This window comes from Niabella aquatica (assembly GCF_054779315.1).
In genome coordinates this window covers 218,885-242,020 of record NZ_BAAGYM010000008.1, presented here as the reverse complement: position 1 = coordinate 242,020, position 23,136 = coordinate 218,885, and the positions used below count along the sequence as shown (strand labels likewise).

Here is a 23,136-nt window from a genome sequence, read left to right as displayed (position 1 = left end):
TTATTTACCTCCTACCAGCTTTTCCTGCAATGCAGCCAGCTCATCCCATTTGCCAGCGGCAGCTAATTTAGCCTGCTTGGGCCATGATGCAGGATCGTGTAATTGAAACTTAGGACCGGCGGCCTCTAAAATAGTTTTCAGCTTCTTGCCTGTAGTTTTTCCTAACCCCGCAAAAGTGCTGATGCCCTCGGCTTCTAAAAGCTTGGCTATTTTGCTTCCGATACCTTCAATTTTAGTAAGGTCTTCTTTTACGGTAACGGTGTTAGCTTCTTTTTTGGCCTTAGTTTCTTTTTTAGGAGCTACGGTCTTGGTTTTTTTAACGGTAGCTTTTTCTGCAGGAACAGAGATTACAGAGTTTTCTACACCAAAAACGGCGTTGTGCACATACTGTTCTGCAGCCCAGTCGTTAATCCAGGTGCCATTGTTCAATAAAAAGCGGTATTCATAAGTTTTACCGGGTTCAAGATCAACAGAAGCGGCTAAAGAGCCATCTGGTTGTACGCTTAAGCTAATACCTTTGTCTAAGTTCCACTCATTAAAATCTCCAAGTAAAAAGGCTTCTGTAGCGGTGCCCAAAGCTTCAGCAGGTAGCGTAAAAGTGATTTTTTTCATCTTCATATTATTTAAAAAAATAAAATTGTATGCGTTTTTCGCGCTGCAAATATAGCTAAAGTCTTCCTAGTATTCGGTTTCACGCTATATCGCGGTTCAAAAAATGTGGATAGTACGCATTATTTACATTACTTTAGTTGATTCGTATATGCACATAAATAATGTTTAATATGTTCAGCTGTTTAAAAATAATGATTCCTTTAGCCGCAATTTCAATGGTATGGATATCGTTTATAACCGCTCCGGTACCAAGGGTTCTGGTAATGAGCAAAACTGCGGGCTTTTATCATACTTCTATACCCGCGGGTATTGCAGCGATACAAAAACTGGGCGTGGCTAATAACTTTGAAGTTGATACAACCACTGACCCGGCTGTTTTTACAACTAAAAGATTAAAAAAATATGCTGCGGTTATTTTTTTAAACACAACCGGAACATTATTTAATGAAACTCAGAAAGAGGCGTTACAAAAATACATAAACTCCGGAGGTGGCTTTGCAGGTATACATGCAGCTACAGATACCGAATATGACTGGCCGTGGTATAATAAAATGGTGGGAGCATGGTTCGCTGATCATCCCAGACAACAGGTAGCAAAGCTGGTCGTAAAGGATAAGGAACACCCGGCTACCAAGCACCTGCCCGGTGTTTGGGAAAGGAAGGATGAATGGTATAATTTCAAGAATATTAATCCTGATATAAAAGTGCTCATGACTATTGATGAAAAAAGCTACGAAGGGGGGAAGAACGGTGATTTTCATCCTATGGCCTGGTACCATAACTTTGAGGGCGGGCGCGTGTTTTATACAGGATTAGGACATACGGAAGAATCGTACAACGACCCCCTGTTCCTGCAGCACCTGCTGGGCGGCATAAAGTATGCGATAGGAAACAAAAAATAACAGCCGTATAAAAATGAAAAAGCGGCTCAATAACAGCCGCTTTAATTTATAACAACAATAGTGTATTTGAACAGAAAGGGTTGCTTAATCTACTTTTTTATATTGCAGGTTTAACCGCATATCTATAGTTACGTTATCATTTACCTGTACAGCGCCCAATGCTTTTTTAGGAGCCGTAAGCTCATATTTTTTAAGGGATATCACATGGCTGCCTTTGCATTGCAAAGCGGTGGCTTTTTGCTCTGTAAGCGTAAGTGTTATCACCTCCTGCCTGGTACAACCGGCTATAGTAAGGTTGATGAGTGCAGCAACTTTACCAGGCTGATTTTTTTGCAGCCACACACTTAGCGGCTCAATGGAGAGGGTTGGATAAATATCCGCCTGTAACATTTTCCTGAAATCTTTGGTGATATAGCTGTTAGGGCTTTTAAAATCCAGTACGTTCAGGTGTAAGCCATCGCCTGGTTTTACATTGAGCCTGGCCTCTTCTTTTTTTACCTGAACCTTATTGGTACTGCGCAGGCTGCCCGTGTACACAAGCCTGAATTCGTTGATATTAGAAGAACCCTTTAAGGTAAAAGCGCTTCCTTCCAGCAGGGAGGCCTGGTAGGTTTGGGCAGATGCTTCGTTGAAAAAAAAGTACAGCAATCCACACCATAAAAATTTTATCAGTAACATTTCCCTGAGTTTTTATTGTTAGCGATAAGAGCAATACAATAAAAAGAAAAGGGGCTGCCTGTAAGCCAGCCCTTTTCTTCAATGATGGATTAGAAACCTACTACAGCCTGCATCACAAATCCTTTAAACTCTCCTTTCGACAGTATGTTGGCTGCAGGAAAATCGTTGTACTTCTGGGTTACATATTCCCCTTTCAGTAAAATATTATTGGTAAGAAACCATCCGCCACCAACAGCGATCCTGTCAATGCTTTGCTTGTCTGTATTTTTGGTTACCAGCTGGCCACGTACAGTATTGTAACGGGCGCCAATATATACTTTTTCTTTTTCGCCGATCCTGTAAAGCGCATCTGCTGCAAACTGGTTTACATTGCGTTTATCGGAATTCGCTACTTTTTCATCGATACTGCGGCCTTTGGCATTTTCGTATGTTCCGAAAAACTCAAAACCTTTTGCTTTTACAAAGCCATTTAATTGTATGGCCAGTATCTGGTTCGTAAGATTGGGGCTGTAACGGCCGGAGGTGGCATTGTCTTTAGAAGTTGCCGATACGCCTTCCATTACAAAGAAATAATTGCTGCCGGTACGGTCGCCTGCATATAAGGTGCTGCGGCCGGCGCTGTTATTGTAATATAAGGAAGCGGCACCTCTTACCCTTACCTCTCCCAGTGTTTTATCTACTGCACCTTTCAGGTAAATAGAAGGGTTGCGGTGGTATGAAACAGTAGTCGTATCTTTTTTTCCATCCATTGTCTTTATATCTAAAAAAACAGGAGACTGCTGTGTGCCATTGATAAGACCATTAGAAAGCCCTACCATACCCATAACGCCATTGTTTTGCAAATAAATCTCACCACCGATTTCGGTAGCAAACGCATCCATAATATAGTTTTCTATAAATGGGTTGTGGATAGTGTTACCCCCATCAGAACGGCGGAAATGCTGGTCGCCATAGTTGATTTCCATATGTCCCATTTTAATGGTAGCGTATTCCATCAGCTTATCCCATCCTTCTCCTTTAAAAGGCAGCTTATCGAACTGGATGTAACCACCTTTCACCCAAGCCTCATTGTGGTGCCTTGAAGCAAGGTAAGTGGTAAGGTTCAGTTTAATCCCGTCATACAGCTGAACATCTATGTTTAAGTTGGCCTGGGCTATGCCAAAACCCGGCGCCAGCCTCGGATAAAGTGGCACAGCGCCTGAATTGCTGTGTGAGAGACTCTGGAACATTTGAGAAAATCCGGCACCCACTTTTACCTTAAGCCCTTCGTAAGGAACGGTTTCCTTCTTTGTAGGCTCAAACTGGTTCAAACCGGTTTTATCTCCGGGTCTTGTATATTGTATTTCGGGTTGTAGTTTCGATAAAAAAGATTCCTGGTCCTGCGCATTTACTATAGAGAAGCATCCCAGCAGAGCGGCAGCTAGCGATAAGCGTTTCATAAAAAATTATTTAAGTATTTAATAATGAGTGTTGTGTGTTATTTAGCATAGGTTGAGTTCAGCAGTATTGTTACATCATCACCGGTTTTAATGGTTCCCATAAGTGCTTTGGGCGGCGTAATGTCAAATGAAGTAAGCTTGAACTTAACAGCGCCTGTAAAAACTACCGTATTACCGGCAACTACAGCTTTTACCGGGAAAACAACTTTATTGGTTTTTCCTGCAATGGTCAGGTTTCCGGTAGCTGTAAATGTTGAAGTATTTCCGGCTGTTTTTACATTGGAAACACTGGTAAGTGTGTACACTATTTCAGGGTACTGGTCGGCTTTTAAAGCCTTATAGGCATTTTTGTCCATGCCATCATCATAATAATTGCCGTTTTCTTTAATACTTCTGAGCGATTTGGCAACGATCCGGGCATAAAGCGACTTTATTTCAAATGTTCCATCCGTTTTTATAAGCGCGGTACCTGATTGCTTTTCTGCCTGGCAGCGCCAGTCGTGTAATGTGGAAGTTCCTGTTACCAGGTTTTTGCTTTTAGCTTCAACAAGTTTGTAAGTGTCCTGCGCAAAAAGGTTCACCCCTAATCCAAGAATGAACAGTGCGATTAATTGTAATTTTTTCATGTCTGTATTTTTTCTGATTGTTGTTACACAAAAGTCTAAGAATATGTTAATTTTTTTTATGACTTAAATACAGCCGTTGGAATGATAGATGTCATCAGCGGATATGACCGGAGTTATGCCTCGTTAAGCCTTCTCAAAGCTGATTCAACCTCCCATCGTGCCTCAATTTTCAGGTGCTAAAGAGGCCTCCTGCCTATAAAAAAACCGCCAGCATTTATGCTGGCGGCAGATATAAAAAATGCTGTAGGCTGTTAATGACCCCTGCTTTTACTGATCATAGTATGAAGCGTTGTTTTAAGTTTGGCGGCAGCTCCGCTGATCGCCTGATCATAAGTTTCGGCATCATCTGAAACAGCAACAGGCGGTTTGCCTTTTAGCCTGGCTTCAATGTTACAACGCTTATCTATACCGGTATCCTTATGCGAGTTCTGGTCAGACAGGTATACTTCAATACGTGTAAGGTGCTCTACAAAATGGTCTATTTCACCAAGCACCATGCCTTCAATTTTTTCCCTGTACTCAGGGCTAACCGTTAAATGATTGTCTGCATTAATTTGAATGGTCATATTAAATAGTTTAGATGTACAAAATATTTTTAACTGCAAAAAGCTTTAAAGAATGAGCTCAATGTTACACAAATAATTTTATAATCCGGGTCCACAGAAAAATATCTGTAACTGATTAAGATCAGGTATTATTTCCGCCTATACCCGGCCTCCTGGCTTTCTGGTGTCTTCTCTGTGTATTCCTGCCGCAGGATGCGGAGTCAAAAAAGGCTTTTGTTATGCTTTTATTTATAGTGGCCACTTAGCTAAAATGCTAATTTTTTTAGTATTTTAGCTTCCTGAAATGCTTTTTCATGAAATCCAGGAACCATAATTCATTGAAACGGGATGCGCGATCGCTGGTAATGTATATAGACATGAACAGTTATTTTGCCAGCTGTGAGCAGCAATGGCAGGAACATTTACGTAACAGGCCTATTGGCGTATGTCCCTATGACGGGCCCAATGCGGTGGTTATTGCGGCATCTAAAGAAGCAAAAAGATTTGGGATAAGAACCGGTATGCAGGCCAGCCAATGTAAGGCCCTTTGCCCTGATTTTAAGATGGTGCCTACACGTCCGTTCCTCTATCGCCGTATTCATGTGGAGATCATGAACGTTCTGCGCTCTTATTGCGACGGAGACAGTGTTATTCCAAAAAGTATTGATGAAGCGGTTATAGACCTTACCCGCTACGCGTATATTTATAAAGATGCTGTAGCGCTTGCCAGGAAAATAAAAGAAGATCTCCGTAATACCGTAGGCGAGCACATAACCTGCTCTATTGGTATTGCCCCCAATGTTTTCCTGGCCAAGCTGGCTACAGAAATCCAGAAACCAGACGGGCTCATCCATATCACCCCTCAAAATGTAGATCATTACCTGGGCAAAATCGCCCTTACCGATATACCCGGTATAGCCCGTGCTGGTGAAAGACGCCTGAACCGGGCAGGCATTTACACTCCTGTCGATTTTCGTAATGCCTCAGAATCCTTATTAAGAAAAGTATTTGGAGGTGTAACAGGCAATTATTGGTACTACCGGCTGCATTTTAAAGAGGTAGATCTTTCTACTACTGATTATAAAAGAATGAGCGCCATGCGCAGTCTTTCGGCCCAAACAAGGTCGGGCTACGAGACATTACATGCTATGCTTGTTTCTTTATGTACCCGCTTGGAGCAAAGGCTGGTAAAGCAAAATGTATTTTGCAGGGAGCTCAGTTTTTATGCGGCTTATTACAGCGCAGGCGAATGGAAAACCCATATTAAACTGCTCCATCCCCTGCAGGATGCAACGGAAATGCTGCACCAGGTAAAATTTAAAATGGCCGCATACGAAAAGCTGCAGCCGCTGAAAGTATTGCGAAGGGATATGATGTCAATGGGCCTGGTTGTAGGCGATTTTATACCTTCTGAAAAAGTTCAATACAGCCTTTTTGATAGCCGGATACAGACCGACCGCTTACGAAAGGTCATGTACACTATTAAAGACCAGTATGGCAAAAATATGGTGCGCAAAGCCTCCGAGACCATTGAACCGGGGCAAATGAAAGATGCTATTGGTTTTGGCTCGGTAAAAGATCTTTACCAGAAAAATGATATGGGTACAGGCTTTAATAAGTTTTTGCTGGAAGAGGATGAGGAAATGAAGGTATAAAAGTCAGGATGCTGTACTTTTTCTTTTCAGGCGATAGAAAACAATATCGCCTGATTAAAGAATAAGTCCTGTAACAAGCACAAATTACAGTTATTCCGCCTCTTTGCCGCGTATCTCTAAGCGCACACGAAAAAGGCTGCTTCAAAAGAATAATTTACGACCTTTTGAATACAGCCTCCCGTAAAATATCTGAAAACAGCTTAATCCCTTCTTCCCAAATAGATCATTATATATTGAATAAGGGTAACTACAGCAGCTAACGCAGCCACTACATAAGTGGTAGCCGCCCATTTTAATGCATCTTTTGCCATCGGGTATTCCTGGCTGTCCGTTACATTGGTGTGCTGCAACCAGGTCAGGGCCCGCTTGCTGGCGTCAAACTCTACCGGCAAAGTAATAAGGCTGAATACAACAGTAACGGCCATTAAAATAATACCAATAAGCAGCAACGTGGTATTGCCAGATGCAGCCATTACCACACCTATTAGTAATACCCAGTTTACGATCATAGAGCTGAACTGAACCGCCGGTACCAATTTACTGCGCATTTCCAGCGGACCATAAGCCGTTGCATGTTGTACCGCGTGGCCGCATTCATGCGCTGCCACAGCAGCAGCAGAAATACTTCTGCCTTCATATACATCAGGACTTAAGTTTACTGTTTTCTTTGTGGGATCATAGTGGTCAGACAAAAAACCGGGCGTGGAAATTACCTGTACATCATAAATCCCGTTTTCACGAAGCATTTTCTCTGCTACTTCCTTACCACTCAAACCATTACGCAGCGGAATTTGGGCATATTTTTTAAACTTCCCTTTTAAAACCATCGACACCAGCATACTGATACCGACAAAAATCATAGACACTAAAAAGATAGATGGAGTCATTATTAATAATATTTATTTAGCTTACTTCATCAAATCTGAAACCATTGTCAAGTTACGACAAAAATGCGTCTTTTTGTCATGTAGAAAACTATTTGATATTTTTTTAACGCAAGCACTGTATTTTTTTAATAATTGGTAATCAAATGTTTAGATGTTTTATCCCTGGCAAAAGCAGTGGGCTTCATAATCTTTTAACGTTCCGGGCAGAGAATTTCATTTTTTAATGTTAAACTCAATTTGTACCTTAGTAGCAGAATTTAATGGGTTAGTAAGTAAAAAGGCCAAGCGAGAGTGAGGCCTTTTTGCTGTTTATACCTTACCCCGCAGCTCCTTATAAAGGAATCCAAAACGATGCCATATATCAGGTTGCTGAAAATGATTACAATTTTTCAGCCAAACTCAGCCGGACAAACACATTTTGGATAATGTATAGGCGGAATAGCCAACTGTGGTAAGACCAATGCCGTATATGCTGGTATCATAAAAAATAGCGGTTCCCTATTCATCATTCGCTAATTTTACTTCATGAGTAAAGTGAAGAAATCTTTTTTCTGTCAAAGCTGCGGATATGAGAGCGTAAAGTGGCTGGGGCAATGCCCTGCATGCGGGCAATGGAACAGCTTTGTAGAAGAAGTAATTGAAAAAACCAATGGCAGGCAAAGCTGGAACGATTATCCTGATAAAAACGGGCGATCTTCTAAAGCCGTGTCCTTATCACAGGTAAAAAGCAGCGAAGAAGAAAGGATTATCACAGCAGATGCAGAGCTGAACAGGGTTTTAGGCGGCGGTATTGTTGCCGGGAGCATCATATTAGTGGCCGGGGAGCCAGGCATTGGCAAAAGTACCCTGTTTTTACAGAATGGCTTGCAGATGCACGATCAGAAGGTTCTGTATATAAGCGGTGAAGAAAGCGAGCAGCAAATAAAAATACGGGCGAACAGATTGTACCCTCCTGATAACTACCGGGATGGAGCCGGCATCAGTAATGATCATTTCTTTTTGCTCACAGAAACATCGGTTCAAACCATTTTCCAGGAGATAAAGAAGCTGAAACCGGATGTGGTCATTGTAGATTCGGTACAAACACTCCAATCGGGGTTTATTGATGCCTCACAGGGAAGCATATCGCAGATAAAGGAATGTGCCGGTGAATTTCAACGCTATGCCAAAGAAACCCATACACCGGTTTTTTTAATCGGCCATATCAACAAGGAAGGGGGAATTGCGGGCCCAAAAGTATTGGAACATATGGTGGATGTAGTGTTACAATTTGAAGGAGACCGGCACTATGCTTACCGTATTTTACGCACTCAAAAAAACCGGTTCGGAAGCACCAGCGAGCTGGGCATTTACGAAATGACGGATAAAGGAATGCGCGGCGTATCTAACCCCAGTGAAATTCTGATTACCCAGAAAGAAGAACAGCTGAGCGGTATTGCTATTGCCGCTACGCTGGAGGGGCTGCGGCCATTACTGATTGAAGTACAATCTTTGGTAACCCAATCGGTTTACGGCACACCGCAAAGAACAGTTACTGGCTTTGATTTAAGAAGGTTGCAGCTATTACTGGCCGTACTGGAAAAGCGGGGCGGCTTTCATTTTGGGGTGAAAGACGTATTCCTGAATATAGCGGGCGGTATTAAAGTGGAAGACCCTTCAATAGACCTGGCAGTTTTATGCGCCCTGCTCTCTTCTTATGAAGATGTACCATTACCGCAAAACATTTGCTTTGCGGGAGAGATCGGGCTGAGCGGAGAGATCCGTGCAGTGAATAAAATTGATCAGCGTATAGCCGAAGCCGAAAAGCTGGGTTTTGAGAAGATCATTGTATCTAAGTATAATCAATCTTTAAGGCAAAACCGGCAAAAGTTTAATATAGAAGTGGTAACAATGGCAAGAGTGGAAGAAGTATATCAGTATTTATTTTAAAAATCAATGTTGTACTTTTATACGCTAATGAAAAACACTCATGAAAACCCTGGTACTTATCAAAGATTCTTTATTGCATCTTTTTTATCCACATGTATGTGCCGGCTGCGGCGCCGATGTGCTGCCTGCAAAAAGCCATTTGTGCATAAAATGTATTCATGATCTGCCATTGACATATTTTGAAAAGCAGGCGGATAACCCCGTTGAAAAAATGCTGACAGGAAGAATAAGGTTTCATGAGGCCACAGCGCAGCTTTATTTTACCAAGAATTCTGCCTTACAGCACATAATGCATGAATTCAAATACAGGGGAAATAAAGACCTGGGGCATCAGCTGGGTTTGATAATGGGTAACCAACTACTGGAAAGCGGACGGTTTAAACACCTGGAGGCCTTGATCCCGTTACCCCTGCACGAAAGCAGGGAGCGTAAACGCGGCTATAACCAGGCAGCAATTTTATGCAACGGTATTGCAGAGATACTGCATGTGCCGGTAGTGAACCATGCTGTAAAAAGAACTTCGGCCACCGAAACACAAACAAAGAAAAGCCGCATTGACCGATGGCAAAATATAGAAGGTAAATTTATCCTGGAAGACGAAAGCAAAATCGCTTATAAGCAAGTTCTTTTAGTAGATGATGTAATAACAACAGGGGCTACGATAGATGCCTGCACAACGGCTTTATCTGAAGCAAAAGGAACCGTCATCAATATTGCGGCATTGTGTTATGCGGGCACGATATAAGCCCCTGCTTTACCTGTATCGTTTTTCTTAGAAAATAATTCTTTCTGACAGAAAACAACTAGCGGGCTGGAACGTTATAAATTGAATATGATGGCGGATGAAAGGATCGATCTGAATAAAAGGATCCTGTTAAAAAACCACTTTATCTTCAAAAATCATGGGAATCGGATACTTTAAAAACTTAAATTAAAATAAAATGAAAACACTGTTTCTTACAATACTGCTATTTTCTTCGCTACTCATATCTGATTCTATTTATAAGTTTAAAGTAGAGGGCCTAACCGGCGGGGTGATAAACTTTGCAGATTTTAAAGGCAAAAAAATACTGATCGTAAATACCGCCAGCAAATGTGGCAATACGCCGCAATATGAAGGATTAGAAGCCCTGTATAAAAAATACAAAGACAAACTGGTGATTGTTGGATTTCCTGCTAATAACTTTTTAGGGCAGGAACCGGGAAATAATGAGGATATAGCCGAATTCTGTCAAAAAAATTACGGGGTCACTTTCCCCATGGCCGCAAAAATTTCTGTAAAAGGGAAAAATATGGCCCCTGTCTATAAATACCTTGCTGAAGAAGCTAAGAAAAAAGGACTGGAAAACCCGGTTACATGGAATTTCGGTAAATTCCTGGTGAATGAAAAAGGCGAGCTGGTCGCCACCTTCTCTCCCAAGACCCAGCCGATGAGCGATGCTATTTTAAAATACCTGAATTAATGAAGCTTTTTTCAAAAGGGCAACAGCAGCAGTTTTCAATTGGCTGTGTTGCTTCATAATCAGGGGTTACTATTAACAGCCTGCCGCAATAATCTGAGGCAGACATTGCCTGGTTACTAAACCTGCTGCAAAGCGAATCTTTTTACTTTAATAGTTATCCCCTCATCAGCATTCCCTCTTTATATAGTGGCAGCACGTTGGCGATATCTTTTGTAAGGCAGAAATCAATATCCGCAATATAGCCAAAACGGGTTACCAGCCTGTGATAGTGCGTAAAATTCTTTGCAAAAGGCAGAAGCTGCTCTTTGTTTTGTGCATACATAGTTTCCGCCATGAAAGAGCTGTCGCAATGAATAGCAAAATGTTCTTTTACCCGGTGTATGACCGCGCCGGCAAATAAAGTATCTTCCATGTTAAACCGGTCTTTCCAGCCGGCACAGGCAAGTACCGTGTTCTTATTTTGCCTGATAAGGTAATTACACACGGAGGAAAGATTAGGAAAAGATCCTGTAATAATATTCTCCGCACCATTGGCTAATGCCATATACAGCAGCTTTGTTCCATTGGTTGTAGTAAGAACCAGAATCCTGTCTTTGATAAAATCAGGGGCATATTCCAGCGGAGAGTTGCCATAGCTAAGCCCATCTGCCAGCTTCCCGTCGCGTTCTCCGGCAGCAATACCGTTCACTTCTTTGCATACTTCTATTGCTTTGGGAACCGTATCTACCGGAATAATATGCCTGGCGCCGTTATATAATGCGGCTGCAATAGTGGAGGTGGCACGAAAAACATCAATTACTACTACAACGGTATCCTTCAGATCATAAAGATGTAATAGCGCAGGGGAAAGAGCCGTAAAAAGTGTGGGTTTTTGAAACATGTTTTAACAAATTGAAAAGCTACAAATGCACAAATGCAGTGTTTGTTGTTTCATTCGTATATTTTATTTTTTTAGTGATCCTGTAAAACTTATCGTATATCGCCCCGGTATTGGAATCTGCTTGCCGGATGATTTCGATAAATCCGGTATGGACTTTTTGATAATGAATGCCCCCTGCCTAAAATTCTGTATCCGCCCCGGCAGGCTGGTCTAAACGATCTTATACAAAAGGCATTTTTACTACATTGGCAGCCAGTTGTTTATCGCGAACTTTGATGAATATTGTAGTACCGATGCCCGCTTTGCCCGTTTGTACATACCCCAGGCCTATCGCTTTTCCTAATGTGGGTGATTGAGTGCCTGATGTAACCACACCAATATTGTTGCCTGCATCATCTGCAATTTCGTATCCATGCCGGGGGATGCCTTTATCAGTCAGCTCAAATCCCACCAGCCGGCGTTGTGCACCCTCAGCCTTTTGCTTTTGTAATATGTTTTTTGCGGTAAACTCTTTAGTAAATTTTGTTATCCAGCCGAGGCCTGCTTCCAGAGGAGTGGTGGTATCATCCAGGTCGTTACCATACAGGCAATAGCCCATTTCGAGCCTTAGTGTATCGCGGGCAGCAAGACCAATTGGTTTTAAGCCTTTTGCAGCCCCTGCAGTAAAGATCGCTTCCCATATAATATCAGCAGCCCCGTCTTTATCTTCAAAATAAATTTCCACACCACCAGCTCCGGTATAGCCAGTGGCACTAATAAGCACATTTTTAATTCCGGCAAATGTTCCTTTTATAAATGTGTAGTAGGGAAGATTCAAAATGTCGATATCTGTGAGGGGTTGTAAAATAGCTGTAGCCTGCGGTCCCTGGATAGCAAGCAAAGCCGTTTTGTCAGAAATGTTGTGCATTTCCACAACCTCCTTTGTCCCGTTCAAAGAAGGGGTATTGTGTTGTTGTACCCAGTCCCAGTCTTTTTCAATATTAGCTGCGTTAACCACCATCATATACACCTTATTTTCTTCAATGCAATACACCAGCAAATCATCTACAATCCCGCCCTTCTCATTGGTAAAAGCGCTGTATTGCGCCTGTCCGTTTTTTAGTTTAGACGCGTCATTGGTAGTTACCTGCTGAATAAGGGATAAGGCGTTTTCTCCTTTTAATATAAATTCACCCATATGGCTTACATCGAAAACTCCTGCTATATTTCTTACAGTATGGTGCTCTTCGTTGATGCTGCTATAACTGATCGGCATATTATAGCCGGCGAATTCGGCCATTTTTGCGCCGAGTGCTATATGCTTTTGAGTAAAGGGGGTTTGTTTCATCTGTTTATTTATAATTTTGTTTGAGCCGGATAACTGTACGCTGAAGAGCTTGCCGCAAAAGATCATTTAGCCAGGAAGCTACCTGCTGCATCTTTTTTGCGCGGCAAATGTAACGGCAATTTCGGATTTTTAAGCCGAAAGCTTGGATATAGGGTACAAAATAGTTGTTGCCGTTAGCTGTTAGCCCAAAAGGTGCAACAGATATCCGGGGCGGGGTTGGTATTTTCACTGCCCTTGCCGCAAAAGAGTTTACGCATATTCCGGATTTCGGATCAAGGGAAAAATATCTTTTAGCTATGAAAAAATCTTGCTTTGTACTGATCGTTTTATTTTTAACTATGGCTATTAATGCACAAAATAAAAATAATGAATGGATGGATGTCTTTTTAAGAAAAGAGGCCTCTCCATTGCTGCTCAGTATATTGAATCATCCGGAAGTTTTTCGCTATCAGCTTATTTATACGAAAATTGACAGGAACAGGAATAATAAGCCCCAATTCACGCACTATTATCTGAATGTTGATAACGAGCTGTATTTTTACCCTGCATCGATGATAAAGCTGCCCACGGCTTTGGCTGCGCTGGAGAAGATCAACTCCCTTAAAAACAAAGGCATCGATAAATATTCTGCCATGCTTACTGACAGCAGCTTTAGCGGGCAAACCTCCGTAACCGCTGACAGCACTTCCGCATCAGGAATGCCATCCATTGATCATTATATAAAAAAAATATTTGTAGTAAGCGACAATGATGCTTATAACCGCCTGTACGAATTTTGCGGCCAGCAATACCTGAATGAAACCCTTTGGAAAAAGGGATACAAAAACATGCACATTACACGCCGCTTTGTAAAAATGTCGCCTGAAGAAAATCGCCATACCAACCAGATAAGATTTATTGAAAAAGGAAATGAAGTATACATACAGCCTGCGGCAAAAAGTAATACCCGGTTCGATTTCAGTAAAATAATAAAGATCGGGAAGGCTCATTTTAACCAGGACGAGGTGCTGGTAAACGAACCGTATGATTTTACCATGCATAACAGGGCAACGCTCAAAGATCTGCAATGGATGATGCAATCTGTGCTGTTTCCCGAATCTGTACCGGAAAAAAACAGATTTGCGTTAACGCAGGACGACTATAAAAAACTGTACCAGTATATGTCTGAAAAGCCTTCCGAAAGCGGGTTTCCAAAATATGATACTACGGAGTTTTTTGACAGCTATACCAAGTTCTTTTTTTTCAGGGATGAGAAGCGGCCTGTACCCGGCTATATCCGCAGCTTTAATAAAACCGGCTGGAGCCATGGCTTTTTAACAGATGTTTGCTATATCGTTGATTTTAAAAATAATGTTGAATTTATGCTTAGCGGCAGCATTTATGTAAATAGTGATGAAGTGCTGAATGATAATAAATATGAATATGTAGAAACCGGCTACCCGTTTTTCAGGGAAGTGGGTGAAAAAATATATGATCATGAATTAAAAAGAAAACGGATAACAATGCCCGATTTAAGCCGGTGGAAGTTAAAGTATGATTAAGTGGCTGTTTAAAGAGTAGATGATATTGGAAAAAAAAAGAGCTGTAACTCTGCTGTTAAGCAGGCTACAAGTGCGCCCTAACTAAAAGTAAAAGGTTCGTAAAATAAACTCTTTTAATGTTTACCTGTTATTTGATTAGCATCATTTTTGTTATTAGTTATTGATCCTAGACAAGCCTCTATGCATTTTGCATTGCTGGTTTTTAATTTATTTTTGTACCTCATGAAATTTGAAAAGATCCACAATAAAGGACAAGCCCGGCTTTTTAAGAATGATTATCTGGAGATGCTCACTAAAACTCACCCGTTAGTTATCTGGGGCATTTATATACCTGTTATAGCATATCTGTTATATTACAGCGCTACTACCCTTGGCTTTTCTATAGGCTATGTGTTGCTGATATTTTTTTCTGGTATGCTCTTCTGGTCATTTTTTGAATACCTGGCTCATCGTTTTATTTTTCACTGGGTAAGTGAGAAGCCTTCTATTCAAAAAATAGCATACATCATGCACGGGAACCATCACCATTATCCCCGCGACAGGGAACGCCTTTTTATGCCCCCTGTACCCAGTATTATTATTGCATCGGTATTGCTCAGCCTGTTTTACCTGATAATAGGGCGATATGCGTTCATGTTTTTTCCCGGCTTTATGTTGGGCTACTTAATGTACGGAACTATGCACTATGCTATCCATGCCTGGAATCCGCCTTTTAAATGGATGAAAGGGCTCTGGCGTAACCATCATTTACATCATTATAAAGATGAGCATAAAGGCTTTGGGGTAAGCAGCACCCTTTGGGATCATGTGTTTGGTACTATGTTCGACCTTAAAAAAGAAAAAGAAGATAAAGAAAAAGTAAAGGAACTGATGTTTGGAAAGAAGTAAAATATACAACTTAAAATAACGATTGATTATGCTTACCCAGCTACGACTGCTTTTCAGTATGGCTTTAACATTGCTGTTACTACCCGCGGCGGCCAGGGTTACCATACCGGCAGACACCACCAAAGAAGTTGTATTATACCTGGTTACGGATAGCATACCCGGCGGGGCTATTGTTCTTGGTGATTTTAAAATCGGAGATAACGGGTTCACTTCTGATTGTCAATACCAGCGCGTAATAGAAAAAGCAAAACAAAAAGCAGCAAAAGCCGGAGGAAATGCTATTAAAATCACTGAGCTGAAAGAGCCGGATATCTGGAGTTCGTGTTACAGAATAAAAGGTAAGATCCTGCAAATAGATGCAGAGGCGTATGCCGAAAAGGTTGTACAAAGCAATACATACATTAATGATGACGAAGATGATGTTGCAACAGATGCTTCTGCCGGTTATGCGCTGCTTTATTTATACCGGCCTAAAAATTTTTCAGGTTCCGCGATCGGCTATGATATTTACCTGGATGACTCGGTTATTTGCCGGATGACTAATAATTCAAAATATGAGATAAAAGTATATAAACCGGGACAACATAAGATTTGGGCCAAAACCGAGGCAAAAGCCATTGTTCCGTTGAATATTAAACCCGGGAAAAGCTATTACATAAAATGTGGGATTCAGACAGGATTTTGGGTGGGGCAGCCACAACTGAATTTAGTATATCCCACACAGGGAAAAGAAGAATACGAACAGATGAAAGGAAGAGGAGAAAAGAAAAAATGATAAGCGGGCTACATTCTCTTTAACTCCGGTCATTTACCTTTTATGAATAACTGTTAAAATCTCTCCACCACCCCCAAACCAAACAAAGCGAAATCATACTTTACAGGATCTTTTGCATCAAGCTGTTTCAGGTTTCGGGTAAGTTCAACGGCAGAAAGCCAGTCGTTTCCGGGCCTCTGCAGCAGGTTGAAGTGGCGTGCCACACGTGATACATGTACATCCAGCGGGCAAACCAGCTGTGAAGTTTTTATCTGTTTCCAGATCCCGAAATCCACGCCTTTTGCATTGCTTCGCACCATCCATCGTAAAAACATATTCAATCTTTTACAGGCTGATTTTTTTGCAGGAGAGGCGATATGCTTCACCGTACGCCGCGGATAATCCGGAAAAAATTCTTCATTAAAAAAAGAATAATAAAAGCCGGTTAATGCCGGTTCTGTATGTTCCGCATTCTTATTCAAATATTTCGTGAACGCAGTTTCAAAAGAGGAGGCTCCCAGATACCGGTAATGATATTTCAGATAATCGAAAAAGTGAAAAAGATCAGTAGGGTTAAATGTGCGGTGCGCAAACCTTACAAATGGAAGTAAATCGTCTTCCTCAAAATTCATAATGAAATCGTAGGGCGCATTATCCATCCATGTCAGTAAGCGATTGCAGGAGTTGATGATGCTTTTACGGTTGCCCCAGGCCAGGATAGCCGCAAAAAATCCGGCAATTTCAATATCCTGTTTTTTTGTAAACCGGTGGGGGATGCAGATGGGGTCGTCTTTTATAAATTCCGGCTGCTCGTATTGTGCCGCTTTCTTATCTAAAAATTCTTTAAGTTTTTCTTCCAACATATTTCATCCGCTGTTTTAAAAAACACAACCGTCCAATAACCTTATTGCCTTTCGCTTAAACATTTATTTGTTGTATTAATGTATCAAAAGCATCGCCTTTTACAAAGGCATATGTTTTCTTGTTGATGTGATAATATTTAATCCATCCCTTATTTACCAATGCCGTAAGATCCGTCCTGGCCGTTTCTTTAGATACCCCATACATAGATCTTAGTTCTCGTATGGTAACCACTTTTTCGCGATCTTCCTTCAGCCACTGCAACACTACTGTTTGGCGCTCATTGTACCCGGGTAATTTATTCATCCCTGATCCTGCTTTTTCCCTGGTAATGCGCAATGTAAAATCCCTTAACGATTTATAAGCCATTTGTATGGACTGTATGTAGAACTGTATAAAATAGCCTGTATTATTGGCATCTGTTTGTGACTGAACGATCGACCTGTGATACTGAAGATTAAATTTTGAAATTATATTTGATGGCGATATAAATGCGGCTACCCAATACTTTTTTTTCAGCAGGTACAGCTGCACCAGCAATCTTGCCATTCGGCCGTTGGCATCTTTAAAAGGGCGAATAGTTACTACCAGGTAATGAATGATACATGCTTTTACTAACGGGTGAATAAAAAAGGGTGCTACGTCATCATTATATATACCTAAAACAGTTTCCATTAACGGCGCCACCAGCCTGGAGTCAACAGGTTTGTAACCGGCTGATGTATCAACAGATGAAAAATCTACTTTATTATTTGTTCTGTATTGGCCGATGCCTTTTAATTTGATCGTATCTTTTGTAAGTGCCTGGTGCAGCTGCAATAACAATGCTTCGGTTAAAGGCTCCTCTTTTTTAGAAAATGCCAGTTGCAAAGAACGGTATATATTAATGCAGATCTGCTCGTTTACATTTTGCGGACTCCGTTTTTTTAGCAGCATTTCCCTGGCTGCTTTTTTAGATACAACGGCTCCGGCCAGTTGCGCCGAAGCAATACTTTCATCGAGCAGCGCATTTGTTTGGTGCCGATGAACATGCTTGCTCTCCTGTAATACTTCCATATCCCTGCCACCGGCAAGGTCAATATCCAGCCTATGCAGCTGTACCTCCATTGTGTTGCTGATCCACCATTTTATTACTGAATCACCTATGGGCAGCCTTCGGGTAAAGCCCTGTTCCCGCTCGCCGGTTACCTGTTGCCAGATGTCCTCTCGGAGGCCTTCAACAGGCAAAGGCATATCCTTAAATTTATCCCAATGAACGTAGTTATTATTTAGGTTACTGATCAGCTTTCTTAAAGCATGATTGGTATTGCTTTGGTTGGCTTGTTCGATTTTTTGCATAGAAACCGGCAGATTTGGGCGAATATAGTTTATTTAAACTAACAAATTCATGAAGCAGTGCAGTAATATATCACTGGCAGCTAAAATCTACGAAAATTTACGTATACGATTGCCGCTCATCCCGAAAAGGAAGGATAACCCCGTTCTTTTATTAATGCAGCCTATACCGCTTAAATGATATTTTAACCTTTTGTAGCCACTTTCCGATCATTATCCTGGCTGGGCACAATTCCCTTGTACGAAAGGGTTGCCGTTAGTCACTATTTAGCTTGACATACAGCAGGCAATGAAGATATCTTTACGTTGTGAGCATGAAAAGGAAGGGTTCAGGATGAATAGCATAAAAACCGGAGAAGTGCAAAAAGATATGCTAAGCGCTTTCGGATACGGCACCATCCGGGGTAACATTATAAACGGTTCGCGCTATTGAATTGACAAACGGTTGCACGGCAAGGCTGATTTCACGGTAAAAAAACCGTCATTCACCGGGTATTTACAGGGGGTTCGCCCATATCGCTTTGCCCTGAAGCACAAGCGGGGTGTATGTTTGTGAAACAAATAAAACAAAATCTTAAAATATTAAAATCAAATCAAATGAAAAGCTTAATCCTTTCCGCCGTTGTTATTTTTGCTCTTACCATTAATACCGGGGCAACTAATGCAGAACCCTTCGAAAAAGTTTTAAAAACATTTAGCGAGACTTTTAAAGATGCCGATAATGTAAGCTGGACAAGCTCCGGCAGCCAGTATGAAGCCTTTTTTGTGTACGATGATATTAAAACCCGTGTAAAAATTGATGCAAAAGGCAACCTGATACAGACTGTTCGTTATTACAAAGAAGATAAATTGCCGGCTACTGTTTTATATCATATTCAAAAACAATATGCGGGTAAAGAAATTACCGGGATTACTGAAGTAACTAATAAATATGGTGTTAATTACCGGGTGGTTTTAAAAGACGGCAAGCGCTATACTCATATAAATTCCAACAATTTTGGCGAAACAGAAGTTGTTTCAGAATATAATAGAGGTGATAAATAATTTTGCCGGTAACAGCTGTTTAATGCGTAGGAACCTGATCCTGCCTGGCAAAAAACCGCTTTAAAATTTTCTCATGTAAAACTTCGGAGAGGGTATTCTTATCTTCTCCCTTTTTATTTTCAGTGGCGCTGTATCCTTTTGCTAAATTTTTATAGGAAGCTTTGCCACGGCATCATCCCATGCCATAATAAGATTGGCGCCGGTATTGGTTTTTTCAAATACCATAGTAAAATATTCCATAACCGGGTTATAATAAGTAACCGGTACCTGAACTCTTACCACGTCCCTCGACGGATCCTGTTTCAGGCCCCACTGGTCCAGGCTGCTGTTGATAGCGATGGTCCAATAACCCGCTTTAGGAATAGCATATAAAGTATAACGTCCTGCAGGTATTTTCTTATCCCCGATCGTTACGGGCTGAAAGATATTCAACTCGGTTGCTTCGTTGGCGCCAAGCCTCCAGTTTTGCCCGTATTTTAAAATCTCCTCAAACAATTTACGGCCCTGCAAATGAGGGCGGCTGTAAATAACCCGCATTACCGGCGGGGGTATATTGGGATCAGCAATTTTCATTTGCGGATATTTTGCCGGGAAATAGCTCATATCCATAGGCGAAATATCCACATCGGCATAAAGGTTATTATCTTCTATTACTGTGTGTGGCTCATGAGCCGTATCTCGGGCCGGGCCATCGTACTTTACCGGCTCATTTACTGTTTTTGATCTTTCTTTACAGCCGGTGAGAAAGAATGGAATAAGACATATAGCTGCAAAACATTTATAAAGAGTACACATGCAATCACAAAAATTTAAAATAAAATAGGCAACGTTGCGGAAACAGTATCCCAGCCGGCCACAAGGTTTACACCGTTAGCAGATCTTTCCAGGTCAATGGTTAAGGCTTCTATCGGTTTATCCAGTTGTTTTACATCAGCCGTAACCCTGCAAACATCTTTTGTTGCATCATACTTAAAGGCGCCCCAGGTATCGGTTTCTTTATTAATAATAAAGGTCCAGTTTTTTTCGTTGACCAGGGCATACAACGTATATCGCCCTGCCGGTATTTTTTTCCCGCCAATTTTTGCAGCGGCAAATAAATTCAGTTCTGTAGCTTCATTAGCACCAAGCCTCCATACTTTTCCATACGGCACAATTTCAGAACCAAAGATCAGCCTGTTATTTTTATTAGGCCTGCTGTAAATGATCCGCATCCGCAGCGGCTCTTTTGTTCCTTTTACTTTTAGTGCTGGATAATCGGCGGGAAAGTAGATCTGGTCCAACGGTGATTTATCTACCGGGGCCCAATGCTGCGCATTCAAAAACGGGATACTTAAAAAAACAAAAAACGAAAAGAGAAGCCACTTTTTCATTGTATTTTAAATTTTTTGCTATGCCTGCCCTCAGCGGAACCGAAAAATATTTATAGTGCTGGATCAATCACTCCTTCATTCATCAGCTCTTTATACTTATTGAAGGCAAAATCCTTTAACTCAATCCAAAATTCATTAAAACAATGCTCTAAAAATATATAATGCTGGTTAAAAACCTTTATCGCCGGGATACTATCGTGCAAATATGCGGCTCTTTTTACCAATCCTCCAAAACTTTGATAAATACCTTCTCTTGTTTGATATCGGTACAGCCAGTTCTCCGATTGCATATAATAAAACATTCTTTTAAAGGCCTCCGGCATATTTGCCTGCTGCCGGCCCAGCTTTTTATAGGTTTCCTGTGAAAAAGGATATAGCGAGCCGTCTGCAAACTCTGTTTTATCTATGGCCAGGAAATGGTCGAATGCCACATCAATAAATGCCCCGCTGTACAGCCTGTAATCTGGTCTGAAAACAGCCTTTGCCTTTTGTATTACAGCATGAGAATCTGTATAATCATCAATTGCCCTGTGCAGTAAAATACCTTTGTGTATCTCCGGCGGATATAAGAATTGCTTCTTCCCCTTTACAAAATCGCTGATCATGTTGCCCAGCAAAACGGGTTCATTATTAAAAGATAAATATGCGTGGGCTAAGTAATTCATTAAATACCTGAGTAAAAACTTTATATCTAAACCTTTAAAGATCCTCTAAATCCCCTGACGCCATAATAAGACTGAGCCCCGTTATGATACACAAACACACGGCCATACCTGAAATCTCCAAAAAGGGCTCCGCCCCTTTCTCTTACACCTGTCGGCGTTTTTAGCCAGCTCGATGTTTTTGCATCAAAATCCCCCAGTGTCTGTAGATACCGGTATTCCTCTTCCGTTAACATTTCAATACCCATATCGACGGCCAAATCAATGGCATTATTTTCTGGCCGGTGCTCTTTTCTTGATGCCCACCCCTCCCTGTCGTAACAAACATTTCTCCGGCCGGCAGGGCTTTCAGCTGCACAATCATAAAAAATATATACCCCGGTCTTTTTATCGAAAGCAACCACATCGGGTTCGCCACCGGTCCTTTCCATTTCATTAAGCACCCATAATTTCTCAGCAGTTTCTTCTAATTTAGCCTGCACGGCTGCCCATTCTATTCCCTTATGGCGATTACTGTTTTTTTCAAATCTTGCTTTTAACAGCTTCAGGAGTGCTGCTGATGCCGCTTCCGTTAATTGCTTTTTATTGATTTTTGCCATTCTGTTTTTTAAAAAAAGATAAAAAAATCTTAACTGTACTTCAATATCAAAAATAAATATTTTTGCCTTCCGCAATGTCTCACGCTTTTGTGATCTGAAGGCGCAAAAAAAAAGTTTTTGAATCATGAACAAAGGACCTGTATCGCAATTCATACAGCATCATTACCGCCATTTTAATGCGGCTGCATTAATGGATGCTGCCAAAGGCTATGAAACCCATTTGCTGGAAGGCGGCAAAATGATGGTTACCCTTGCCGGAGCTATGAGCACTGCAGAGCTGGGCATTTCTCTGGCAGAGATGATACGCCAGGATAAAATACATATCATCAGCTGTACCGGTGCTAATTTAGAGGAAGATGTAATGAACCTGGTAGCGCATAGCCATTATAAACGTGTACCGCATTACCGCGATCTTACACCACAGGAAGAGTGGGACCTGTTAGAGAATCACTATAACCGTGTTACCGATACCTGCATTCCTGAAGAAGAAGCCTTCCGCCGTTTGCAAAAACACCTGGTAAAGCAATGGAAAGAAGCAGAAGCAGGGGGAGAACGTTACTTTCCACACGAGTTCCTGTACAAAACGGTTTTAAGCGGTGAGCTGGAGCAATATTATGAAATTGATCCTAAAGACAGCTGGATCATAGCTGCTGCGGAGAAAAACCTCCCAATTATTTGCCCGGGCTGGGAAGACAGCACCACCGGTAACATTTTCGCCAGCTATGTTATTAAGGGTGAATTGAAGGCGAATACTGTAAAGAGCGGCATTGAATATATGGTTTGGCTTACAGAATGGTACCGTAATAATTCGACAGGAAAAGGTGTTGGCTTTTTCCAGATAGGTGGCGGTATTGCCGGAGACTTTCCTATATGCGTAGTGCCTATGATGTACCAGGACCTGGAATGGCATGATGTACCCTTCTGGAGCTATTTCTGCCAGATAAGCGACAGCACTACTTCTTATGGTTCTTACAGCGGCGCTGTTCCTAACGAAAAGATAACCTGGGGCAAGCTGGATATACACACGCCTAAATTCATCGTTGAAAGCGATGCTACTATTGTGGCGCCGCTGATGTTTGCCTGGATATTAGGCTGGTAATCATTAATTTTTTCTCGTCTCTTTGCGAAGCGCTTCCTTC

The 23,136-nt window shown here is 41.5% G+C and carries 25 protein-coding genes; 11 read left to right on the top strand and 14 right to left on the bottom strand.

Going from position 1 to position 23,136, the window contains the following annotated elements; translation table 11 throughout:
• Positions 1 to 612, bottom strand: coding sequence for a helix-hairpin-helix domain-containing protein (locus tag ACYVBM_RS08025; RefSeq protein WP_460685122.1), 612 nt, complete (start codon positions 610 to 612; stop codon positions 1 to 3).
• A gap of 191 nt (positions 613 to 803) precedes the next feature.
• Between ACYVBM_RS08025 and ACYVBM_RS08020 the strand changes: the two genes are divergently transcribed.
• A complete protein-coding gene (locus ACYVBM_RS08020) occupies positions 804 to 1,514 on the top strand; it encodes a ThuA domain-containing protein (protein ID WP_460685121.1) in 711 nt (236 codons plus the stop codon).
• A gap of 84 nt (positions 1,515 to 1,598) precedes the next feature.
• Here the strand turns inward: ACYVBM_RS08020 and ACYVBM_RS08015 are convergent, their stop codons facing one another.
• The 4 genes from ACYVBM_RS08015 to ACYVBM_RS08000 form a co-directional block, all read right to left on the bottom strand.
• Positions 1,599 to 2,192: a YceI family protein gene (locus tag ACYVBM_RS08015; protein ID WP_460685120.1), complete on the bottom strand. Its 594-nt coding sequence runs from the start codon at positions 2,190 to 2,192 to the stop codon at positions 1,599 to 1,601.
• Positions 2,193 to 2,281: 89 nt separating this feature from the next.
• Positions 2,282 to 3,631, bottom strand: coding sequence for a hypothetical protein (locus ACYVBM_RS08010; RefSeq protein ID WP_460685119.1), 1,350 nt, complete (start codon positions 3,629 to 3,631; stop codon positions 2,282 to 2,284).
• A gap of 38 nt (positions 3,632 to 3,669) precedes the next feature.
• Positions 3,670 to 4,257, bottom strand: a complete 588-nt coding sequence (locus ACYVBM_RS08005) for a YceI family protein (RefSeq protein WP_460685118.1) — start codon at positions 4,255 to 4,257, stop codon at positions 3,670 to 3,672.
• Positions 4,258 to 4,508: 251 nt separating this feature from the next.
• Entirely contained in the window at positions 4,509 to 4,823 is a 315-nt protein-coding gene (locus ACYVBM_RS08000; protein WP_460685117.1) for an HPF/RaiA family ribosome-associated protein, read from the bottom strand.
• A 293-nt stretch (positions 4,824 to 5,116) separates the two neighbouring features.
• Between ACYVBM_RS08000 and ACYVBM_RS07995 the strand changes: the two genes are divergently transcribed.
• On the top strand, positions 5,117 to 6,457 hold the full coding sequence (locus tag ACYVBM_RS07995; protein WP_460685116.1) for a DNA polymerase Y family protein: 1,341 nt from the start codon (positions 5,117 to 5,119) through the stop codon (positions 6,455 to 6,457).
• Positions 6,458 to 6,657: 200 nt separating this feature from the next.
• Here ACYVBM_RS07995 and ACYVBM_RS07990 read toward each other — a convergent pair whose 3' ends face one another.
• On the bottom strand, positions 6,658 to 7,344 hold the full coding sequence (locus ACYVBM_RS07990; RefSeq protein ID WP_460685115.1) for a zinc metallopeptidase: 687 nt from the start codon (positions 7,342 to 7,344) through the stop codon (positions 6,658 to 6,660).
• A gap of 525 nt (positions 7,345 to 7,869) precedes the next feature.
• On the opposite strand from ACYVBM_RS07990, the gene radA reads away from it, so the two are divergent.
• From radA to ACYVBM_RS07975, 3 genes are all read left to right on the top strand, one after another.
• Positions 7,870 to 9,273: a DNA repair protein RadA gene (gene radA, locus ACYVBM_RS07985; RefSeq protein ID WP_460685114.1), complete on the top strand. Its 1,404-nt coding sequence runs from the start codon at positions 7,870 to 7,872 to the stop codon at positions 9,271 to 9,273.
• Positions 9,274 to 9,313: 40 nt separating this feature from the next.
• The gene (locus tag ACYVBM_RS07980; RefSeq protein ID WP_460685113.1) at positions 9,314 to 10,018 is read left to right on the top strand and encodes a ComF family protein; all 705 of its coding nucleotides are present in this window, start codon (positions 9,314 to 9,316) and stop codon (positions 10,016 to 10,018) included.
• Between the two features lie 196 nt (positions 10,019 to 10,214).
• A complete protein-coding gene (locus ACYVBM_RS07975) occupies positions 10,215 to 10,736 on the top strand; it encodes a glutathione peroxidase (protein ID WP_460685112.1) in 522 nt (173 codons plus the stop codon).
• Between the two features lie 154 nt (positions 10,737 to 10,890).
• Here ACYVBM_RS07975 and ACYVBM_RS07970 read toward each other — a convergent pair whose 3' ends face one another.
• Both ACYVBM_RS07970 and gcvT read right to left on the bottom strand, forming a co-directional pair.
• On the bottom strand, positions 10,891 to 11,616 hold the full coding sequence (locus ACYVBM_RS07970) for a 2-phosphosulfolactate phosphatase (RefSeq protein ID WP_460685111.1): 726 nt from the start codon (positions 11,614 to 11,616) through the stop codon (positions 10,891 to 10,893).
• Positions 11,617 to 11,836: 220 nt separating this feature from the next.
• Complete coding sequence (gene gcvT / locus ACYVBM_RS07965) at positions 11,837 to 12,943, bottom strand: glycine cleavage system aminomethyltransferase GcvT (protein ID WP_460685110.1); 1,107 nt, start codon at positions 12,941 to 12,943, stop codon at positions 11,837 to 11,839.
• Between the two features lie 296 nt (positions 12,944 to 13,239).
• Here gcvT and ACYVBM_RS07960 point away from each other — a divergent pair, with 296 nt between their 5' ends.
• The 3 genes from ACYVBM_RS07960 to ACYVBM_RS07950 all read left to right on the top strand — a co-directional run bounded on the left by ACYVBM_RS07960 (position 13,240) and on the right by ACYVBM_RS07950 (position 16,147).
• Complete coding sequence (locus ACYVBM_RS07960; RefSeq protein WP_460685109.1) at positions 13,240 to 14,484, top strand: serine hydrolase; 1,245 nt, start codon at positions 13,240 to 13,242, stop codon at positions 14,482 to 14,484.
• 222 nt (positions 14,485 to 14,706) lie between these two features.
• Positions 14,707 to 15,372, top strand: coding sequence for a sterol desaturase family protein (locus ACYVBM_RS07955; protein ID WP_460685108.1), 666 nt, complete (start codon positions 14,707 to 14,709; stop codon positions 15,370 to 15,372).
• 28 nt (positions 15,373 to 15,400) lie between these two features.
• Entirely contained in the window at positions 15,401 to 16,147 is a 747-nt protein-coding gene (locus tag ACYVBM_RS07950) for a DUF2846 domain-containing protein (RefSeq protein ID WP_460685107.1), read from the top strand.
• A 53-nt stretch (positions 16,148 to 16,200) separates the two neighbouring features.
• Here the strand turns inward: ACYVBM_RS07950 and ACYVBM_RS07945 are convergent, their stop codons facing one another.
• The gene (locus ACYVBM_RS07945) at positions 16,201 to 16,989 is read right to left on the bottom strand and encodes a TIGR02757 family protein (protein WP_460685106.1); all 789 of its coding nucleotides are present in this window, start codon (positions 16,987 to 16,989) and stop codon (positions 16,201 to 16,203) included.
• Between the two features lie 55 nt (positions 16,990 to 17,044).
• Positions 17,045 to 18,325, bottom strand: coding sequence for a Fic family protein (locus tag ACYVBM_RS07940; RefSeq protein WP_460685105.1), 1,281 nt, complete (start codon positions 18,323 to 18,325; stop codon positions 17,045 to 17,047).
• A 286-nt stretch (positions 18,326 to 18,611) separates the two neighbouring features.
• Between ACYVBM_RS07940 and ACYVBM_RS07935 the strand changes: the two genes are divergently transcribed.
• Together ACYVBM_RS07935 and ACYVBM_RS07930 are read left to right on the top strand one after the other, a co-directional pair.
• Positions 18,612 to 18,755, top strand: coding sequence for a hypothetical protein (locus tag ACYVBM_RS07935; protein WP_460685104.1), 144 nt, complete (start codon positions 18,612 to 18,614; stop codon positions 18,753 to 18,755).
• A 164-nt stretch (positions 18,756 to 18,919) separates the two neighbouring features.
• On the top strand, positions 18,920 to 19,366 hold the full coding sequence (locus ACYVBM_RS07930) for a hypothetical protein (RefSeq protein ID WP_460685103.1): 447 nt from the start codon (positions 18,920 to 18,922) through the stop codon (positions 19,364 to 19,366).
• A 141-nt stretch (positions 19,367 to 19,507) separates the two neighbouring features.
• Here the strand turns inward: ACYVBM_RS07930 and ACYVBM_RS07925 are convergent, their stop codons facing one another.
• From ACYVBM_RS07925 to ACYVBM_RS07910, 4 genes are read right to left on the bottom strand one after another with little or no spacing between them, the layout of a single operon-like run.
• Positions 19,508 to 20,161: a DUF2911 domain-containing protein gene (locus ACYVBM_RS07925; RefSeq protein WP_460685102.1), complete on the bottom strand. Its 654-nt coding sequence runs from the start codon at positions 20,159 to 20,161 to the stop codon at positions 19,508 to 19,510.
• Between the two features lie 14 nt (positions 20,162 to 20,175).
• Entirely contained in the window at positions 20,176 to 20,736 is a 561-nt protein-coding gene (locus ACYVBM_RS07920) for a DUF2911 domain-containing protein (RefSeq protein ID WP_460685101.1), read from the bottom strand.
• Positions 20,737 to 20,786: 50 nt separating this feature from the next.
• Complete coding sequence (locus ACYVBM_RS07915; RefSeq protein WP_460685100.1) at positions 20,787 to 21,401, bottom strand: acyl carrier protein phosphodiesterase; 615 nt, start codon at positions 21,399 to 21,401, stop codon at positions 20,787 to 20,789.
• Between the two features lie 26 nt (positions 21,402 to 21,427).
• Positions 21,428 to 21,997 (bottom strand): DUF4256 domain-containing protein, encoded by a 570-nt coding sequence (locus tag ACYVBM_RS07910; protein ID WP_460685099.1) that lies wholly within the window; start codon positions 21,995 to 21,997, stop codon positions 21,428 to 21,430.
• 124 nt (positions 21,998 to 22,121) lie between these two features.
• On the opposite strand from ACYVBM_RS07910, the gene ACYVBM_RS07905 reads away from it, so the two are divergent.
• Positions 22,122 to 23,096: a deoxyhypusine synthase family protein gene (locus ACYVBM_RS07905; RefSeq protein WP_460685098.1), complete on the top strand. Its 975-nt coding sequence runs from the start codon at positions 22,122 to 22,124 to the stop codon at positions 23,094 to 23,096.
• Positions 23,097 to 23,136: the final 40 nt, after the last annotated feature.

Coding starts and splice junctions, on each gene's coding strand:
- ACYVBM_RS08025 (WP_460685122.1), bottom strand. CDS start 612: ATGAAAAAAATCACTTTTACGCTACCTGCTGAAGCTTTGGGCACCGCT.
- ACYVBM_RS08020 (WP_460685121.1), top strand. CDS start 804: ATGATTCCTTTAGCCGCAATTTCAATGGTATGGATATCGTTTATAACC.
- ACYVBM_RS08015 (WP_460685120.1), bottom strand. CDS start 2,192: ATGTTACTGATAAAATTTTTATGGTGTGGATTGCTGTACTTTTTTTTC.
- ACYVBM_RS08010 (WP_460685119.1), bottom strand. CDS start 3,631: ATGAAACGCTTATCGCTAGCTGCCGCTCTGCTGGGATGCTTCTCTATA.
- ACYVBM_RS08005 (WP_460685118.1), bottom strand. CDS start 4,257: ATGAAAAAATTACAATTAATCGCACTGTTCATTCTTGGATTAGGGGTG.
- ACYVBM_RS08000 (WP_460685117.1), bottom strand. CDS start 4,823: ATGACCATTCAAATTAATGCAGACAATCATTTAACGGTTAGCCCTGAG.
- ACYVBM_RS07995 (WP_460685116.1), top strand. CDS start 5,117: ATGAAATCCAGGAACCATAATTCATTGAAACGGGATGCGCGATCGCTG.
- ACYVBM_RS07990 (WP_460685115.1), bottom strand. CDS start 7,344: ATGACTCCATCTATCTTTTTAGTGTCTATGATTTTTGTCGGTATCAGT.
- radA (WP_460685114.1), top strand. CDS start 7,870: ATGAGTAAAGTGAAGAAATCTTTTTTCTGTCAAAGCTGCGGATATGAG.
- ACYVBM_RS07980 (WP_460685113.1), top strand. CDS start 9,314: ATGAAAACCCTGGTACTTATCAAAGATTCTTTATTGCATCTTTTTTAT.
- ACYVBM_RS07975 (WP_460685112.1), top strand. CDS start 10,215: ATGAAAACACTGTTTCTTACAATACTGCTATTTTCTTCGCTACTCATA.
- ACYVBM_RS07970 (WP_460685111.1), bottom strand. CDS start 11,616: ATGTTTCAAAAACCCACACTTTTTACGGCTCTTTCCCCTGCGCTATTA.
- gcvT (WP_460685110.1), bottom strand. CDS start 12,943: ATGAAACAAACCCCCTTTACTCAAAAGCATATAGCACTCGGCGCAAAA.
- ACYVBM_RS07960 (WP_460685109.1), top strand. CDS start 13,240: ATGAAAAAATCTTGCTTTGTACTGATCGTTTTATTTTTAACTATGGCT.
- ACYVBM_RS07955 (WP_460685108.1), top strand. CDS start 14,707: ATGAAATTTGAAAAGATCCACAATAAAGGACAAGCCCGGCTTTTTAAG.
- ACYVBM_RS07950 (WP_460685107.1), top strand. CDS start 15,401: ATGCTTACCCAGCTACGACTGCTTTTCAGTATGGCTTTAACATTGCTG.
- ACYVBM_RS07945 (WP_460685106.1), bottom strand. CDS start 16,989: ATGTTGGAAGAAAAACTTAAAGAATTTTTAGATAAGAAAGCGGCACAA.
- ACYVBM_RS07940 (WP_460685105.1), bottom strand. CDS start 18,325: ATGCAAAAAATCGAACAAGCCAACCAAAGCAATACCAATCATGCTTTA.
- ACYVBM_RS07935 (WP_460685104.1), top strand. CDS start 18,612: ATGAAGATATCTTTACGTTGTGAGCATGAAAAGGAAGGGTTCAGGATG.
- ACYVBM_RS07930 (WP_460685103.1), top strand. CDS start 18,920: ATGAAAAGCTTAATCCTTTCCGCCGTTGTTATTTTTGCTCTTACCATT.
- ACYVBM_RS07925 (WP_460685102.1), bottom strand. CDS start 20,161: ATGTGTACTCTTTATAAATGTTTTGCAGCTATATGTCTTATTCCATTC.
- ACYVBM_RS07920 (WP_460685101.1), bottom strand. CDS start 20,736: ATGAAAAAGTGGCTTCTCTTTTCGTTTTTTGTTTTTTTAAGTATCCCG.
- ACYVBM_RS07915 (WP_460685100.1), bottom strand. CDS start 21,401: ATGAATTACTTAGCCCACGCATATTTATCTTTTAATAATGAACCCGTT.
- ACYVBM_RS07910 (WP_460685099.1), bottom strand. CDS start 21,997: ATGGCAAAAATCAATAAAAAGCAATTAACGGAAGCGGCATCAGCAGCA.
- ACYVBM_RS07905 (WP_460685098.1), top strand. CDS start 22,122: ATGAACAAAGGACCTGTATCGCAATTCATACAGCATCATTACCGCCAT.